This window comes from Stenotrophomonas sp. AB1(2024) (assembly GCF_037482345.1).
Classification (GTDB): domain Bacteria; phylum Pseudomonadota; class Gammaproteobacteria; order Xanthomonadales; family Xanthomonadaceae; genus Stenotrophomonas.
Window position 1 is genome coordinate 3,246,406 of the sequence record NZ_JBBHKO020000001.1, and the last position, 13,206, is coordinate 3,259,611.

The window sequence follows — 13,206 nt, forward strand, 5'->3', positions numbered from 1 at the left end:
CGGGCGACATGGTCACCGTGGTGTGGTCGCGCGTCGGGACGGGGTGCCGATGGTCGCGGTTTGTTTCTGCGCGGGCTTTCAGATTTCAGCCACGCAGGGCGTGGCTCTACGCGTCGGGTCCGGTTCCCATGTCGCCGGTGGCGTAGCCGTTGCGGCCTGCTGCCTTGGCGCGGTACAGGGCTGCGTCGGCGCCTTCGAAGTAATGGCGCGGTTCGGTGGTGGCGTCGGGGGTGTGGGTGTACAGGCCCACGCTGAGAGTGATCTGCGCGTGCTGCTGCGGGCCGAGCGTCAGGTGCATGCCGCGTACCGCAGCAATCAGGTCTTCGACCACCTGCACCGCGCCGTCGGCGGTGGTGTCGGGCAGCACCAGTGCGAACTCGTCGCCGCCAAAACGTGCGGCCATGTCGCGCGGGCGGCGCGCATGCGCGCGGATCTCGGTGGCGATCCGGCGCAGCACTGCATCGCCGGCATGGTGGCCGTGCAGGTCGTTGTGCTGTTTGAAGTGGTCCACGTCGATCAGCGCCAGGGTCAGCGGGCGGCCGCTGCGGCGGCCTGCGTCGTGTTCCTGTTGCAGGGTCTGTTCAAAACGCAGGCGATTGCCCAGCCCGGTCAAGGCATCGCTGTTGGCCTGGCGGCGCCAGGCGGCGATCCGCCACAGTGCCCAGGCGCAGATCACCGCCAGCATGCAGGTCAGCGCGGCGGCCGGGGCGAACCAGACATGGCCTGCGCGCAGCATCACGAAGCTGGACAGCAGGACCAGCGGCAGCGCGAGCAGTGCGCTGGCTACAGCGCGGGACAGGGTAAGGCCCAATGCGCATAACGCCACCAACAGTCCGCTCAATGCCGCCTGCCACGGTGGCGCCAGCACGTTGATCACGTTGTGGGTGAGCAGCATCGAGGCCACGTTGGCCTGGAATTCGGCGCCGCTCATCCAACGCTCCCGGGTGGTCGGGGTGAGCAGGCGCGGGGCGATGCCGCTGGCGGTCATGCCGACCAGCACCAGCCGGTCGCGCAGCACGGCGGGATCGACATCGCCATTGAGTACGTCTACATACGACACCTGCGGGAAGCGTTCGGGCGGGCCGGCGAAGCGCACGCGCACGTAGTGGTTGCGGTGCCACTGGTACGGCGAATCGTGCTGCGGGCGGGGCGCGCGCAGGCCCGACAACGGGCCGCGTTGGCTGGTCAGCGCCAGGCCCAGCGCCGGCCAATGCGGTGAACCTATGCCCGCACTGAGGTACAGGCCACGGGTAACGCCGTCGGCATCTACTTCAATGTCGCTGTGGCCCAGCGTCGAGGCGTTGGCCGCGATCAGTGGAATCGGCAGCAGTTCCTCGGCCATGCGCGGCCCACTCGATGGCGCGGCCAACACCGGCAGCACCACGTTCCCGTTGCGGCGGATTGCGGTGGCCAGCTCGGCATCCTGCGCGCTGTCCTGGCGGTCCGGTTCGGACAGCATCAGGTCCAACACCACGCGCTGGCTGCCGGCGGCCGTGAGGCGGTCGAGCAGGCGGGCATGGGTGGAACGCGGCCACGGCCATTGGCCGAGCTGTTGCAGGCTGGCGTCATCGATGGCCACCACCAGCAGGCGCGGATCGGGCGTGTACTCCCAGGCGCCCACGTAGGCATCGTAGATCGCTTCATCCTGCTTCCAGAGCCACTGCCCGTGGCTGGCCACAGCCGCCAGCACGCCCACCAGCACCGCGAGCACGATGCGCCGGGGCCAGGAGAGCGTGAGGGGTCTCACAGCAGCAGGAGCAGCAACAGGGCGCCCGCACCGGCGCCCTGGCAGGTGCGGCACGGCAGCGTGACCTGCTGCGCGGGCGAGAAGGGGCCCGCGAAGCCATCGTCATCGATGTACTGCACGCGTACATGCAGGGTGCCGTGCCACGGGCGCTTGAGGGAGACCTCCGGTTGCTCCACCTGCTGGTCGAGCAGCGGCCGGGCGAAATCGCCGCGGCGGTCCAGTTGTACGCGGTAACGCTGGCCGGGCTCGCCGGGCTGCCAGCGCAGGGTGAGCTGGCCCTTGGCGGCCTGCGGTGGTTGCAGCGCGGGGTCGACCGGCGCGTCGCTGATGCCCAGTGCTACCGGCTGGCCGAACCGGCCTCGCTGGCCGTTGCCGTCGCGCGAGGCCACCCGCCAGAAGTACTCGCCCGGGGCCAGGTCTGCGTGGGCACGCGCCCGGGTGCCATGGTTTTCCTGCTCCAGCACCGGTTGCAGGAACTGCGGCTCGGTCGCGACCTGCAGCACGGTGCTGGCGGCACCGGCGACCTGGCTCCATTCGAAGCGTGGACGCGGGCTGTTGATGGTTTCGCCATTGACCGGGCGGATCGTGAGCGGTGCCGCCGGCTGGTCGTGGACCTCGAAATCGGCCTGTGCATCCAGGCCTTCCACGCCATCGGCACTGACCGCGCGCACCAGCAGCCGCAGCAGGCCGGGGGGCAGGTCGGGCACGGTCATGGTGGTGTCGGCGGTGTCCCTGGCGAACAAGAGAATCTCCGGCTGATCGGCGCGCACTACTTCTACCCGGTAGTGGGTGGCTTGCGCTACTGGTTCCCACGCCAGCCGCGCCGGCAACGGGTCCAGGCGCAGCCCGGCGCGGGTCAGGGCAGGGGCGGGCAGCAGTGCTTCGGGCCGGTCGGGGCGGGCGTCCAGCGCCCGGTTGCGCGTGGCCTGGCCGCGTGTGACCAGCTGCTGGCCGCGCCGGTTGCCGACCTGCACGCGCCCTTCCAGTACCTCGGTGGCGGCGGTGTGGCCCTCGCCACCGGCGCTGACCCGGAACTGCGTACCGCGCACGCTGCTGGTGGCGGTGGGCGCATCGATGATGTAGCGCGAGGCCGGGCCCTTGGCCGGTGTGACCCGGTTGCTGGTGCGGCCCTGTTCCAGGCGCAGGCGGGTGTCGACCATGCCGGTGTGGCCGTAGCGGCTGAGCTGGTCCAGGCGCAGGTGCGAGTGTTCGCGCAGTTGCAGGCGCGAATCATCGGCGAAGGCCAGGGTGACGCTGGCGTCGGCGCCGGTGTGCAGGTGTGCGCCGATGCCGAGCAGTTCGCCTTCGACTACATCGCGCAGGGGGCCGCTGTCGCCCAGCCGCACCTGCACCGGGCCGCGCACGGCGAGCACGCGCGCCGGTGCCGGCTGCACCAGCAGCCAGGCAATGGGGAACTGCAGCTGGGTGCCGGGCGGTAGCCGGTATGGGTCGGAAACGCGGTTGTGCGCCTGCAGCTTCTCCCATGGCACGTCAGGCTTGAGGTAACGCGCGCCCAAGTCCCACAAGGTGTCGCCGGGACGGACCCGGTAGCTCCAGTCCTGGGCCAGCAACGGGAAGGTGGACAGCAGTAACGCCAGCAGCACCAGCAGGCGGGCGGAACCGGCGCAGGCGCGCGGGAAGCGAATCGAACTCACGGTTCCCCTCGAATGGATCGCGGTCGAAAACTGGACCGCGATCACATTATTGCCCGGCACCAGTGCAGGGATTCTGAACGTCGGGGCACTCAGAACAGCAGCGCGGCCATCGAACGGCGGTAACGACCGACCAAGGCGGCGTCGTCGATGACCTTGAAGGCATCGATCATCAATCTGCGCGGCAGGTTGTCGCTGTACGACTCATCCTGCTGCAGCATGGCCAGGAACTGCGTCAGCGCGGCTTCGTCTTCGCCGCCCAGCAGCAGCTGCACACCGCGCAGGTGGCGGGCCTGCAGGTCGCCGCCATCGGCCGCAATGCGGGCCTCCAGCTGCTCCGGTGCGGGTGCGTCCTGCAGCGCCTTGGCGAAATCCAGGCGGGCGCGGGCGCGCACGGCGCGGTCGTCGGTGGACAGGTTGGCCGGCAACGCATCGATCAGCGCGCTGGCTTCGGCGGTGGCGCCGGTCTGCAGCAGGGCCAGGGCCAGATCGAGCTTGAGCTCTTCCTTGTCCGGCTCGGCGGCGATGCCCGCGCGCAGCACATCCACCCGCGCCTGCGGGTCCAGCGGTGCCGGTTCTTCCGCCGCCGCTTCGGGGGCCTCGGCGGGGCTGATGCCGTGCTGGGCCAGGAACTCACGCAGCTGGCCTTCCGGAATCGCGCCAGGGAAGCCATCCACCAGTTGGCCGCCCTTGACCAGGAAGACCGTTGGCACCGAGCGGATCTGGAACGCGGCAGCGATCTGCTGCTCCTTGTCCACGTCCACCCTGGCCAGCTCGAAAGCACCGTTGTACTCGCCGGCCAGCTTTTCCAGCATCGGCCCCAGGGTTTTGCAGGGCTCGCACCAGGTGGCCCAGAAATCGACCAGCACCGGGACCTGCAGCGACTTCTGCAGAACCTGCGCTTCGAAAGTTTCGGTGGTGGCGTCAAAGACGTGGGGCAGTTCGCTCATGGTCTGGAGATCAACGATAAAGATGTACCCAGTGTATGGTGCTGGCCATATTGAGAAGCAACCCCAATGGACCTTCCGATGAAGACACTGCAACGTTTCGACCCCTTGTTCGGTGCTGCGGGCGCGGTGCTGTTCCTGGCCTCGGTGCTGGGTTTCGGCGCCGCATTGCCCGGCTACCTGCCGCTGGGCCATCCGGTGGCGCTGCTCGGGGCGACCGGGGTGCCGCATGCGGTGGTCTTCGATCTGCTCGGCTTCGTGTTGCCGGGGCTGCTGGCCGTGGTGGTGGCGATGCGCCTGCTGGCGCGGGTACCGGTCACCGCGCCGTGGACGATGCGGGTGGGCGGGCAGATGCTGGTGCTGTCCGGCCTGGCCTTCGCCGCGATGGGCGTGCTGCCGTTGGACCCGACCGACATCGAGAGCCCGGCCAGCCAGTACCACGCCAGCGCCTGGATGGTCTGGGTGCTGGCCTTCGTGCCTGGCGCGCTGATGTCCGGCTTTGCCGCACGGCACCTGCCGGGCTGGGGGCGGCTGGCGGCGCTGCACGTGGCTGCAGGCTTGGCGGTGCTGGTGGGCGCGTTCGTGCTGCAGGTCGTGATCCCGGCACCGGTGGCCCAGCGCCTGGCCTTCGTTGCCTGGGTCGTCTGGCTGGCGGCCGCGTTGCCGGTGGCAAGCAAGGTCCGTCACGCCTGAATGACGGCTTTGACCGCAATTCACGCGGGAATGCGCGCGGGATCGCCGCCGTAAATAATCCGGGCATGGGTAATTCCGTGAATTATCAACGGGATGCCATTCCGGTCCGGTATCGGTCAGGGCGATGATTGGAGCCCTTTGCCGCACTGCGGTACCCTGTGCCGCTTTGCCGCCGCATCCGTGTTTTCCATGACCAGCGTCGAACCCAACGTTTACGATCCGCAGCAGGTTGAATCCGCCGCCCAGACCTTCTGGGACGGTACGCGTGCCTTCGAGGTGGACGAGTCTTCGGACAAGCCGAAGTACTATTGCCTTTCGATGCTGCCGTACCCGTCGGGCGCGCTGCACATGGGCCACGTGCGCAATTACACGATTGGCGATGTGATCAGCCGCTACAAGCGGATGACCGGGCACAACGTGCTGCAGCCGATGGGCTGGGATGCGTTCGGCCTGCCGGCGGAGAACGCGGCAATCAAGAACAGGACCGCGCCGGCCAAGTGGACCTACGCCAACATCGAGCACATGCGTGGCCAGTTCAAGGCCATGGGCTATGCGATCGACTGGTCGCGCGAGTTCGCCACCTGCACGCCCGAGTACTACGTGCACGAACAGCGCATGTTCACCCGGCTGATGCGCAAGGGCCTGGCCTACCGCCGCAACGCGGTGGTGAACTGGGACCCGATCGACCAGACCGTGCTTGCCAACGAACAGGTCATCGACGGCCGTGGCTGGCGCTCGGGTGCGCTGGTGGAAAAACGCGAGATTCCGCAGTGGTTCCTGCGCATCACCGATTACGCCCAGGAACTGCTGGACGGCCTGGATGAACTGCCGGGCTGGCCGGATTCGGTCAAGACCATGCAGCGCAACTGGATCGGCCGCTCCGAAGGGCTGGAGATCCAGTTCGACGTGCGCGACGCCGACGGCAGCGCGCTGGACCCGCTGCGCGTGTTCACCACCCGCCCGGACACCGTGATGGGCGTGACCTTCGTGTCCATCGCCGGCGAGCACCCGCTGGCGCTGCACGCGGCCAGGAGCAACCCGACGCTGGCCGCGCTGCTGGCCGAGATGAAGCAGGGCGGGGTGTCCGAAGCCGAACTGGAAACCCAGGAAAAGCGCGGCATGGACACCGGCCTGCGCGCGGTGCACCCGGTCACTGGCGCCCAGGTGCCGGTGTGGGTGGCCAACTTCGTGCTGATGGGCTACGGCACCGGCGCGGTGATGGCCGTTCCCGGGCATGACCAGCGCGACTTCGAATTCGCCAACAAGTACGACCTGCCGATCCGCCAGGTCATCGCGCTGAAGTCCCCGCGCAAGGACGAAACCGCCTACGACCCGCGCAACTGGCAGGACTGGTACGGCGACAAGACCCGCGAGACCGAACTGGTCAACTCCGACGAATTCGACGGCCTGGACTTCCAGGGCGCCTTCGAGGCGCTGGCCGAACGTTTCGAGCGCAAGGCCCAGGGCCAGCGCCGCGTGAACTACCGCCTGCGTGACTGGGGCGTGAGCCGCCAGCGTTACTGGGGCTGCCCGATTCCGGTGATCTACTGCCCCAAGTGCGGCGCCTTGCCGGTGCCGGAGGAGCAGCTGCCGGTGGTACTGCCGGAAGACGTCAACTTCGTCGGCACCGGTTCGCCGATCAAGTCCGACCCGGAATGGCGCAGGACCACCTGCCCGGACTGCGGCGGCGCGGCCGAGCGCGAGACCGACACCTTCGATACCTTCATGGAATCGAGCTGGTACTACGCCCGCTACACCTCCCCGGGTGCGCGTGACGCGGTGGACAAGCGCGGCAACTACTGGCTGCCGGTGGACCAGTACATCGGCGGCATCGAACACGCCATCCTGCACCTGATGTACTTCCGTTTCTTCCACAAGCTGCTGCGCGATGCGCGCATGGTGGACAGCAACGAACCGGCGCAGAACCTGCTGTGCCAGGGCATGGTCATCGCCGATACGTATTTCCGCCAGAACCCGGACGGTTCCAAGGACTGGATCAACCCGGCCGACGTGGACGTGCAGCGCGACGAGCGCGGCCGCATCACCGGCGCGGTGCTGATCGCCGATGGCCAGCCGGTGGAGATCGGCGGCACCGAAAAGATGTCCAAGTCCAAGAACAATGGCGTGGACCCGCAGGCCATGGTCAGCCGCTACGGCGCCGACACCGTGCGCCTGTTCTCGATGTTCGCCGCACCGCCGGAACAGTCGCTGGAATGGAACGAAGCCGGGGTGGACGGCATGGCGCGCTTCCTGCGCCGCTTGTGGGCGCAGGTGCAGAAGCACGCGGCCGAAGGCGCCGCCCCGGCGCTGGACCTGGCCGCGCTGACCGCCGGGCAGAAGGCGCTGCGCCGCAAGACCCACGAAACCATCGGCAAGGTCGGCGACGACTATGGCCGCCGCCACAGCTTCAACACCGCCATTGCCGCAGTGATGGAGCTGATGAACGCGCTGGCCAGGTTCGATGACGGCTCCGGGCAGGGCCGTGCGGTCCGCCAGGAAGCGCTGCAGGCCACCGTGCTGCTGCTCAACCCGATCACCCCGCATGCCAGCCATGCGTTGTGGCAGATGCTGGGCCACGGCGAAACGCTGCTGGAAGACCAACCGTTCCCGCAGGCCGACAGCAGCGCGCTGGTGCGCGATGCGGTGACGCTGGCGGTGCAGGTCAACGGCAAACTGCGTGGCACCATCGAGGTGGCAGCTGACGCCCCGCGCGACCAGATCGAAGCGCTGGGCCTGGCCGAGCCGAACGCGGCGAAGTTCCTGGACGGCCTGACCGTGCGCAAGATCATCATCGTGCCCGGCAAGATCGTGAACATCGTGGCGGGGTGATCGGCTGGACCTTCAACATCGTAGAGCCACGCCCTGCGTGGCTGCTTTTCGAGCGGGGGTCATGATCGTCTGGCGGGTGGCTTCGAATGGATTGAACGCCGGTTGCATAGCCGCGACCGGCAGGTAATCGGCATTGGACCCTTGTGCCGCGCGTTGCGCGGTTGCCACGCAGGGCGTGGCACTACGAATTTTTACGTGCGCAGGACGATGGCGCTGTTTCTCAAGCGGTGTTCACGTGGGGTCGGGCATCGTACGGGGTAACCGTTTTTTCCTGTTGCCGGGCGAGCCCGGCTCCTCCAGACTGTGAACATGACCCGATTCCTGCTTGCCCTTGTCTTGACCGCGACCCTTGCCGGGTGCGGCTTCCATCTGCGCAACAAGCTGATGCTGCCGGCAGACACCGCCGCGGTGAAGGTGGTGTCCACCGCCCCCTACAGTGAGCTGGCCAAGCTGCTGCGCCGTGGCCTGCAGGCATCGGGTGCGCAGATTGCCGATGCGGACAGCAAGGAGCCGGCCGCGCGGTTGCAGGTGGTCTCCGAGCGTTGGGGCGACCTGCCCATCGCGATCGATGCCCAGGGCCGCGCCCAGGAGTTCAGCCTGCGCTATGCGGTGATCTTCGTGTTCCGCCGTGAGGACGGCAGCGACCTGGTGCCGCAGCAGGTGATCGAGCTGTCCCGCGATTACGTGTCGCCGCCCACCGACGCAACCGGCACCACCACCGAGCGCGAGATCCTGGCTGACGAACTGCGCCGCGAAATGTCTGCCTCGATCCTGCGCCGCATCGACAGCGTGGTCCGGGCTCAGCTGGAACGCGGTCAGCTGACGCCGCCCAACGCGAAGCCGGCCGACGAGCCGGCGGCAACGCCTGCGGATGTTCCGGCGGGCATGCCGGCCGCATCACCAGCCAGCGTTCCGGCCCCCACGCCGCCGCAGGGCGGCTGACCGGTCCGCTCACGGACCGGCCGCACGATGGAACTGCGCCCCGAACAGCTCGCCAGCCAGGCGGCCAGCCAGCCCTTGGCGCCGGTGTACCTGATTGCCGGGCCGGAAACCCTGCGTGTGCTGGAAGCGGCCGATGCGGTGCGCGCCCGGGCCCGGGTCGATGGCATCACCGAGCGCGAGGTATTGGACGCCGATGGGCGCGATTTCGACTGGAACCAGCTCGATGCCACCTTCAACGCGCCCAGCCTGTTCAGTGCGCGCCGGCTGGTGGAGCTGCGCCTGCCGACCGGCAAGCCGGGCAAGGAAGGTGGGGAGGTGATCAGCCGGTTCTGTGCCAACCCGGCGCCGGATGTGATCCTGCTGATCACCTGCAATGAGTGGAGCAAGGCGCACCAGGGCAAGTGGGCCGAGGCGGTCAGCCGGGTCGGCGTGCTGTCGGTGGCCTGGGCGATCAAGCCCCACGAGCTGCCCGACTGGATCGAACGGCGCCTGCGCCAGCAGGGCCTGCGTGCCGATCCCGCCGCCGTGCAGCGGTTGGCCGAGCGGGTGGAAGGCAACCTGCTGGCTGCCGCACAGGAAATCGACAAGCTGGCGCTGCTGGCCAGTGGCCAGACCCTTGACGCGGACACCATGGAATCGCTGGTGGCCGACGCCGCCCGCTACGACGTGTTCCGCCTGCTTGAGGCGACCTTCTCCGGGCAACCGGCGGCGGTGCTGCGCATGCTGGCCGGCCTGCGCGGCGAAGGCGAGGCGGTGGCCGCGCTGATGCCGATGGTGATCCGCGAGATGCTGTCCACTGCCGCGCTGGCACGGGTGCAGGCGCGGGGTGGCAACCTGGCGGCGGAAATGAAGAGCCGTGGCATCTGGGAGTCGCGCCAGGCCCCGTTCAAGCGGGCCCTGCAACGCCACCCGGAAGCCAAGCGCTGGGAGCGCTTCGTGGCCGAAGCCGGGCTGGTGGACCGCATGGCCAAGGGCCGCGCCGACGGCGATCCCTGGCTGGGCCTGGAGCGGCTGCTGGTGGCGGTGGCCGAAGCGCGCGCGGTACGCCTGCTGGCCCGCGCCTGAGCCCGATGGGCCTGCGCATCCATTACGGTGGAACCTTCGACCCGGTGCACCTGGGGCACCTGGCGATCGCGCGCGCGGCGCGCGACCAGTTGCAGGTGGCGGTGCGGCTGCTGCCGGCAGCTGATCCGCCGCACCGGCCCATACCGGGCGCCACTGCCGCCCAGCGCACCGAGATGCTGGCCCTGGCGATCGGCGACGAGCCGGGCCTGCTGCTGGACCGGCGCGAACTCGAGCGCGCCCAGCGGCAGCCCGATATTCCCTCTTACACGGTGGATACCCTGCGCGAACTGCGCATCGAACTGGGGCCGCGCCAGCCGATCGCCTGGCTGGTGGGTAGCGACAGCCTGCTGGGCCTGCGCAGCTGGCATGACTGGGAGTCCCTGTTCGAGCTGGCGCATTTCATCGTCGCAGACCGCCCGGGAAGTTCACTTGAACAGACCCTGCCGGCCCCGCTGCAGCAGGCGTTGGAAGGGCGTTGGGCCGCCAGGGACAATGAGCTGTTCAGCGCCCCGGCCGGGCGCGTGCTGCGCCTGCATGCACCGATGCGCAGCGAATCGGCCACAGCGGTGCGCGAGCGGATCGCCAGCGGCGGGGACTGGCGCGCACTGCTGCCGGTCCCGGTGGCCGATTACATCGCCGGCCACGGCCTGTACGGTGTCCGTGCGCCGTGAACACGTTCAGCTCCTTCGACCCGTATAATCGCTCCCACATTTATCGAGTTTCCCTGCTTTGAACAACCAAGCCCAGCCCCAGACCATCAAGGTTCAACTGCCGAACCCGGCGCCGTCCAATGACAAGCTGCTCGAGTGCGTCCGTGAGGCTTTGGAGTCTCTGAAAGCCAAGGAAGTCGTCGAGATTGACGTCATCGGCAAGTCCAGCGTCGCCGATTACATGGTGATTGCGTCGGGCACCTCCAGCCGCCACGTGAAGTCGATTGCCGACGAAGTGGTGAAGTTCGCCAAGCAGCTGGGTCAGATGCCGCTGGGCGTGGAAGGTGAGGGCGAAGCGGAGTGGGTTCTGGTCGACCTGGGCGACGTGGTGGTCCATGTGATGCTGCCGCGTGTGCGCGAGTTTTACGCGCTGGAGCGCCTGTGGACCGTCGGCGACCAGCCGCCGCCGGGCCAGTCCAACAGCGCAGATGACGAAGACGACTACGCCGCGCGCTGAAACCTGCGCGTGGGGTAACGACGACGGCGCCTGGTGGCGCCGTCGTCATTTGAAGGAGCACGACGATGAAAGCCAGGCTGATCGCCACCGGTGAGCGCGCACCTGCCTGGGTGGCGCAGGGCTTTGCCGAGTACCAGAAGCGGCTTTCGCACTGGCTGCCGTTCGAACTGGTGGAAATCGAGCCTGGCCTGCGCGGCAAGGGCCGCGATGCGCGCCGCGCCACCGAAGACGAGGGCAAGCGGGTGATCGCCGCGCTGCCCAAGAATGCCTATGTGGTGGCGCTGGACGTGCCGGGCAGGCAGCTCAGTTCCGAACAGTTGGCACAGCGCCTGGAACATTGGCGAGGGCAGGGCCGCGACCTGGCGTTCCTGATCGGCGGTCCGGAAGGGCATTCGCCCGACGTGTCGGCGCTGGCCGACGAGAAGTGGTCGATCGGGCCGCTCACGTTGCCGCACATGCTGGTGCGGCTGGTGGTGGCCGAGCAGCTGTACCGCGCGGCGGCCATGCTGGCCAACCATCCGTATCACCGCGCGTGAAGAAATTCCGCGCAGGCGGGTTACAAGCCGCGAAAAACTGGTTACAATGCGCACCCCGCCCGAATAGCTCAGCCGGTTAGAGCACTTGACTGTTAATCAGGGGGTCGTTGGTTCGAGTCCAACTTCGGGCGCCAGGTTTTGAAAAGCCTCACAGCAATGTGAGGCTTTTTTTTGTCCGCCGCGCAGCGATGGGATGGCGCAGCCACGCAGGGCGTGGCTCTACCGGCAGGACAAACGAAAAGACGCCCGGGAAATACCCGGGCGTCTGCTTTTACATCCGTCCAGCTCAACGCTCAGGGCAGGCCGTTCAGAGCATTCTCTCAAGCGTGAGATATGCACTGCTGCCCTTTGCGATCCCATGCGCGGCGGCCACTGCATCGATCGGTTCACCTGCAGCGATTCGCGCTTTGGCGGGGCCTTCTACTGCGATGTATTCAAGCATGCGATAGGGGCCACTACCGTTCTCCATGCCATGCGCGCGGGCTACCTTGTCGACCGGTTCGCCGGCCATGATTCGCGCTTTCGCGGGACCTTCCACGGCGATGTGTTCCAGCATGCGATACGGACCGCTGCCTTTCTCGGTGCCGTGCACGCGGGCTACCTTGTCGACCGGTTCGCCGGCCATGATTCGCGCTTTCGCGGGACCTTCCACGGCGATGTGTTCCAGCATGCGATACGGACCGCTGCCTTTCTCGATGCCGTGCACGCGGGCTACCTTGTCGACCGGTTCGCCGGCAAGTACCCGTTCCTTTGCCGGGTCGCCGGCAGCGTCCCTCTGGAGTTCGAGAGGGGTACGGGATTGCTTCATCGTGCCAGCACCGTCACCGGGGTGGCTGCCGTTCGGGATTGCCCTTGGTGCGCATCCGCCTGCCCGGAGCAGGACATTCACTGCCGGGAGTGCTTCTTCCAGCGTTTTTGCCTGGTCAATCCTGGTAAACGCATAGGTGAGATCAAGCGACCGAGTTGGCGGGGCGCGGTGGGAGGTGCCGAATTCAGCCCGGCAGACGTTACTGCTGATACCGCGCTGCATGTGCGAGTCAATGTCGCGTCTGATGGCGTGAATGTCAGGCAGCTCGATTCGCGGGAGCTCAGGCAGCGACGCCACCGGGGCCGGGATGGATGCCAAGGCTGCACGCGTGTCAGGCCGATTGTGAACGACGGTAATATCGACGGTAATGTCTGCGGAGGGTCGATTCGGGACCGTCTCCATGGCGCTTGCGTGAGGGGCGATCGCACGAGGCGGGACGGGGGCGGAAAGAGGGGCGTTTTGGATTCCCAAGAGAGGAGCCTGGCTGGAATGGGGGCGCAAGTGTCGCCGTCTAGGCAGTGCCGGACTTCCAGGAATGGCGCGTTCATATCATTTGCCCAACCATCCCGTGCCGGCCATCCGCATGGGGAGGTTGGCCGTATCGAGCAGTGAGCAGGGCAAGGGGCATGGGGACTACCTGCTGGCACACGCCGTGGCGCGGTTGGGGTTGCGCGAACAGCTTGGCGTTCGTGTGCTGTTGGTGGATGCGCTGCATGAGAAGGCGGCCCGTTTCTATCGCGCTTATGGCTTCCGCGAAACCACGACGAATTCGCATTCGCTGTATTTGCCTCTTGGGCATGGAATCTGACCGACCAGACGC

12 protein-coding genes and 1 tRNA gene are annotated in these 13,206 nt (G+C 67.6%); 9 read left to right on the forward strand and 4 right to left on the reverse strand.

Annotation, left to right across the window (positions count from 1 at the left end):
* Window positions 1-106: 106 nt before the first annotated feature.
* The 3 genes from WIX41_RS14570 to trxA form a co-directional block, all read right to left on the reverse strand.
* Window positions 107-1,747, reverse strand: a complete 1,641-nt coding sequence (locus tag WIX41_RS14570) for a CHASE2 domain-containing protein (protein ID WP_409187410.1) — start codon at window positions 1,745-1,747, stop codon at window positions 107-109.
* Window positions 1,744-3,402 (reverse strand): FecR family protein, encoded by a 1,659-nt coding sequence (locus WIX41_RS14575; protein ID WP_339448684.1) that lies wholly within the window; start codon window positions 3,400-3,402, stop codon window positions 1,744-1,746. Before WIX41_RS14575 ends, WIX41_RS14570 begins: the two co-directional genes overlap by 4 nt.
* A gap of 89 nt (window positions 3,403-3,491) precedes the next feature.
* Complete coding sequence (gene trxA, locus WIX41_RS14580; RefSeq protein ID WP_339448685.1) at window positions 3,492-4,349, reverse strand: thioredoxin; 858 nt, start codon at window positions 4,347-4,349, stop codon at window positions 3,492-3,494.
* A 78-nt stretch (window positions 4,350-4,427) separates the two neighbouring features.
* Here trxA and WIX41_RS14585 point away from each other — a divergent pair, with 78 nt between their 5' ends.
* From WIX41_RS14585 to WIX41_RS14620, 8 genes are all read left to right on the forward strand, one after another.
* Window positions 4,428-5,039, forward strand: coding sequence for a DUF998 domain-containing protein (locus WIX41_RS14585; RefSeq protein ID WP_339448687.1), 612 nt, complete (start codon window positions 4,428-4,430; stop codon window positions 5,037-5,039).
* Window positions 5,040-5,228: 189 nt separating this feature from the next.
* The gene (gene leuS, locus WIX41_RS14590) at window positions 5,229-7,868 is read left to right on the forward strand and encodes a leucine--tRNA ligase (RefSeq protein ID WP_339448689.1); all 2,640 of its coding nucleotides are present in this window, start codon (window positions 5,229-5,231) and stop codon (window positions 7,866-7,868) included.
* A 309-nt stretch (window positions 7,869-8,177) separates the two neighbouring features.
* Window positions 8,178-8,810, forward strand: a complete 633-nt coding sequence (gene lptE, locus WIX41_RS14595; RefSeq protein WP_339448691.1) for an LPS assembly lipoprotein LptE — start codon at window positions 8,178-8,180, stop codon at window positions 8,808-8,810.
* A 27-nt stretch (window positions 8,811-8,837) separates the two neighbouring features.
* Window positions 8,838-9,875 (forward strand): DNA polymerase III subunit delta, encoded by a 1,038-nt coding sequence (holA, locus tag WIX41_RS14600; RefSeq protein WP_339448693.1) that lies wholly within the window; start codon window positions 8,838-8,840, stop codon window positions 9,873-9,875.
* 5 nt (window positions 9,876-9,880) lie between these two features.
* Window positions 9,881-10,546, forward strand: a complete 666-nt coding sequence (gene nadD, locus WIX41_RS14605) for a nicotinate-nucleotide adenylyltransferase (RefSeq protein WP_339448695.1) — start codon at window positions 9,881-9,883, stop codon at window positions 10,544-10,546.
* 58 nt (window positions 10,547-10,604) lie between these two features.
* A complete protein-coding gene (gene rsfS / locus WIX41_RS14610; RefSeq protein ID WP_339448697.1) occupies window positions 10,605-11,042 on the forward strand; it encodes a ribosome silencing factor in 438 nt (145 codons plus the stop codon).
* Between the two features lie 65 nt (window positions 11,043-11,107).
* Window positions 11,108-11,578, forward strand: coding sequence for a 23S rRNA (pseudouridine(1915)-N(3))-methyltransferase RlmH (gene rlmH / locus WIX41_RS14615; RefSeq protein ID WP_339448699.1), 471 nt, complete (start codon window positions 11,108-11,110; stop codon window positions 11,576-11,578).
* A gap of 57 nt (window positions 11,579-11,635) precedes the next feature.
* Window positions 11,636-11,712 (forward strand) — tRNA-Asn (locus tag WIX41_RS14620).
* A gap of 173 nt (window positions 11,713-11,885) precedes the next feature.
* On the opposite strand, the gene WIX41_RS14625 is transcribed toward WIX41_RS14620, so the two are convergent.
* A complete protein-coding gene (locus WIX41_RS14625) occupies window positions 11,886-12,788 on the reverse strand; it encodes a hypothetical protein (protein WP_339448701.1) in 903 nt (300 codons plus the stop codon).
* A 133-nt stretch (window positions 12,789-12,921) separates the two neighbouring features.
* Between WIX41_RS14625 and WIX41_RS14630 the strand changes: the two genes are divergently transcribed.
* Window positions 12,922-13,194, forward strand: coding sequence for a GNAT family N-acetyltransferase (locus tag WIX41_RS14630; RefSeq protein ID WP_339448703.1), 273 nt, complete (start codon window positions 12,922-12,924; stop codon window positions 13,192-13,194).
* Window positions 13,195-13,206: the final 12 nt, after the last annotated feature.

Bases quoted from the DNA above. Each gene is read 5' to 3' on its own strand.
- trxA (WP_339448685.1), bottom strand. From the start codon at position 4,349: ATGAGCGAACTGCCCCACGTCTTTGACGCCACCACCGAAACTTTCGAA.
- WIX41_RS14585 (WP_339448687.1), top strand. From the start codon at position 4,428: ATGAAGACACTGCAACGTTTCGACCCCTTGTTCGGTGCTGCGGGCGCG.
- leuS (WP_339448689.1), top strand. From the start codon at position 5,229: ATGACCAGCGTCGAACCCAACGTTTACGATCCGCAGCAGGTTGAATCC.
- lptE (WP_339448691.1), top strand. From the start codon at position 8,178: ATGACCCGATTCCTGCTTGCCCTTGTCTTGACCGCGACCCTTGCCGGG.
- holA (WP_339448693.1), top strand. From the start codon at position 8,838: ATGGAACTGCGCCCCGAACAGCTCGCCAGCCAGGCGGCCAGCCAGCCC.
- nadD (WP_339448695.1), top strand. From the start codon at position 9,881: ATGGGCCTGCGCATCCATTACGGTGGAACCTTCGACCCGGTGCACCTG.
- rlmH (WP_339448699.1), top strand. From the start codon at position 11,108: ATGAAAGCCAGGCTGATCGCCACCGGTGAGCGCGCACCTGCCTGGGTG.
- WIX41_RS14625 (WP_339448701.1), bottom strand. From the start codon at position 12,788: ATGGAGACGGTCCCGAATCGACCCTCCGCAGACATTACCGTCGATATT.
- WIX41_RS14630 (WP_339448703.1), top strand. From the start codon at position 12,922: ATGGCGCGTTCATATCATTTGCCCAACCATCCCGTGCCGGCCATCCGC.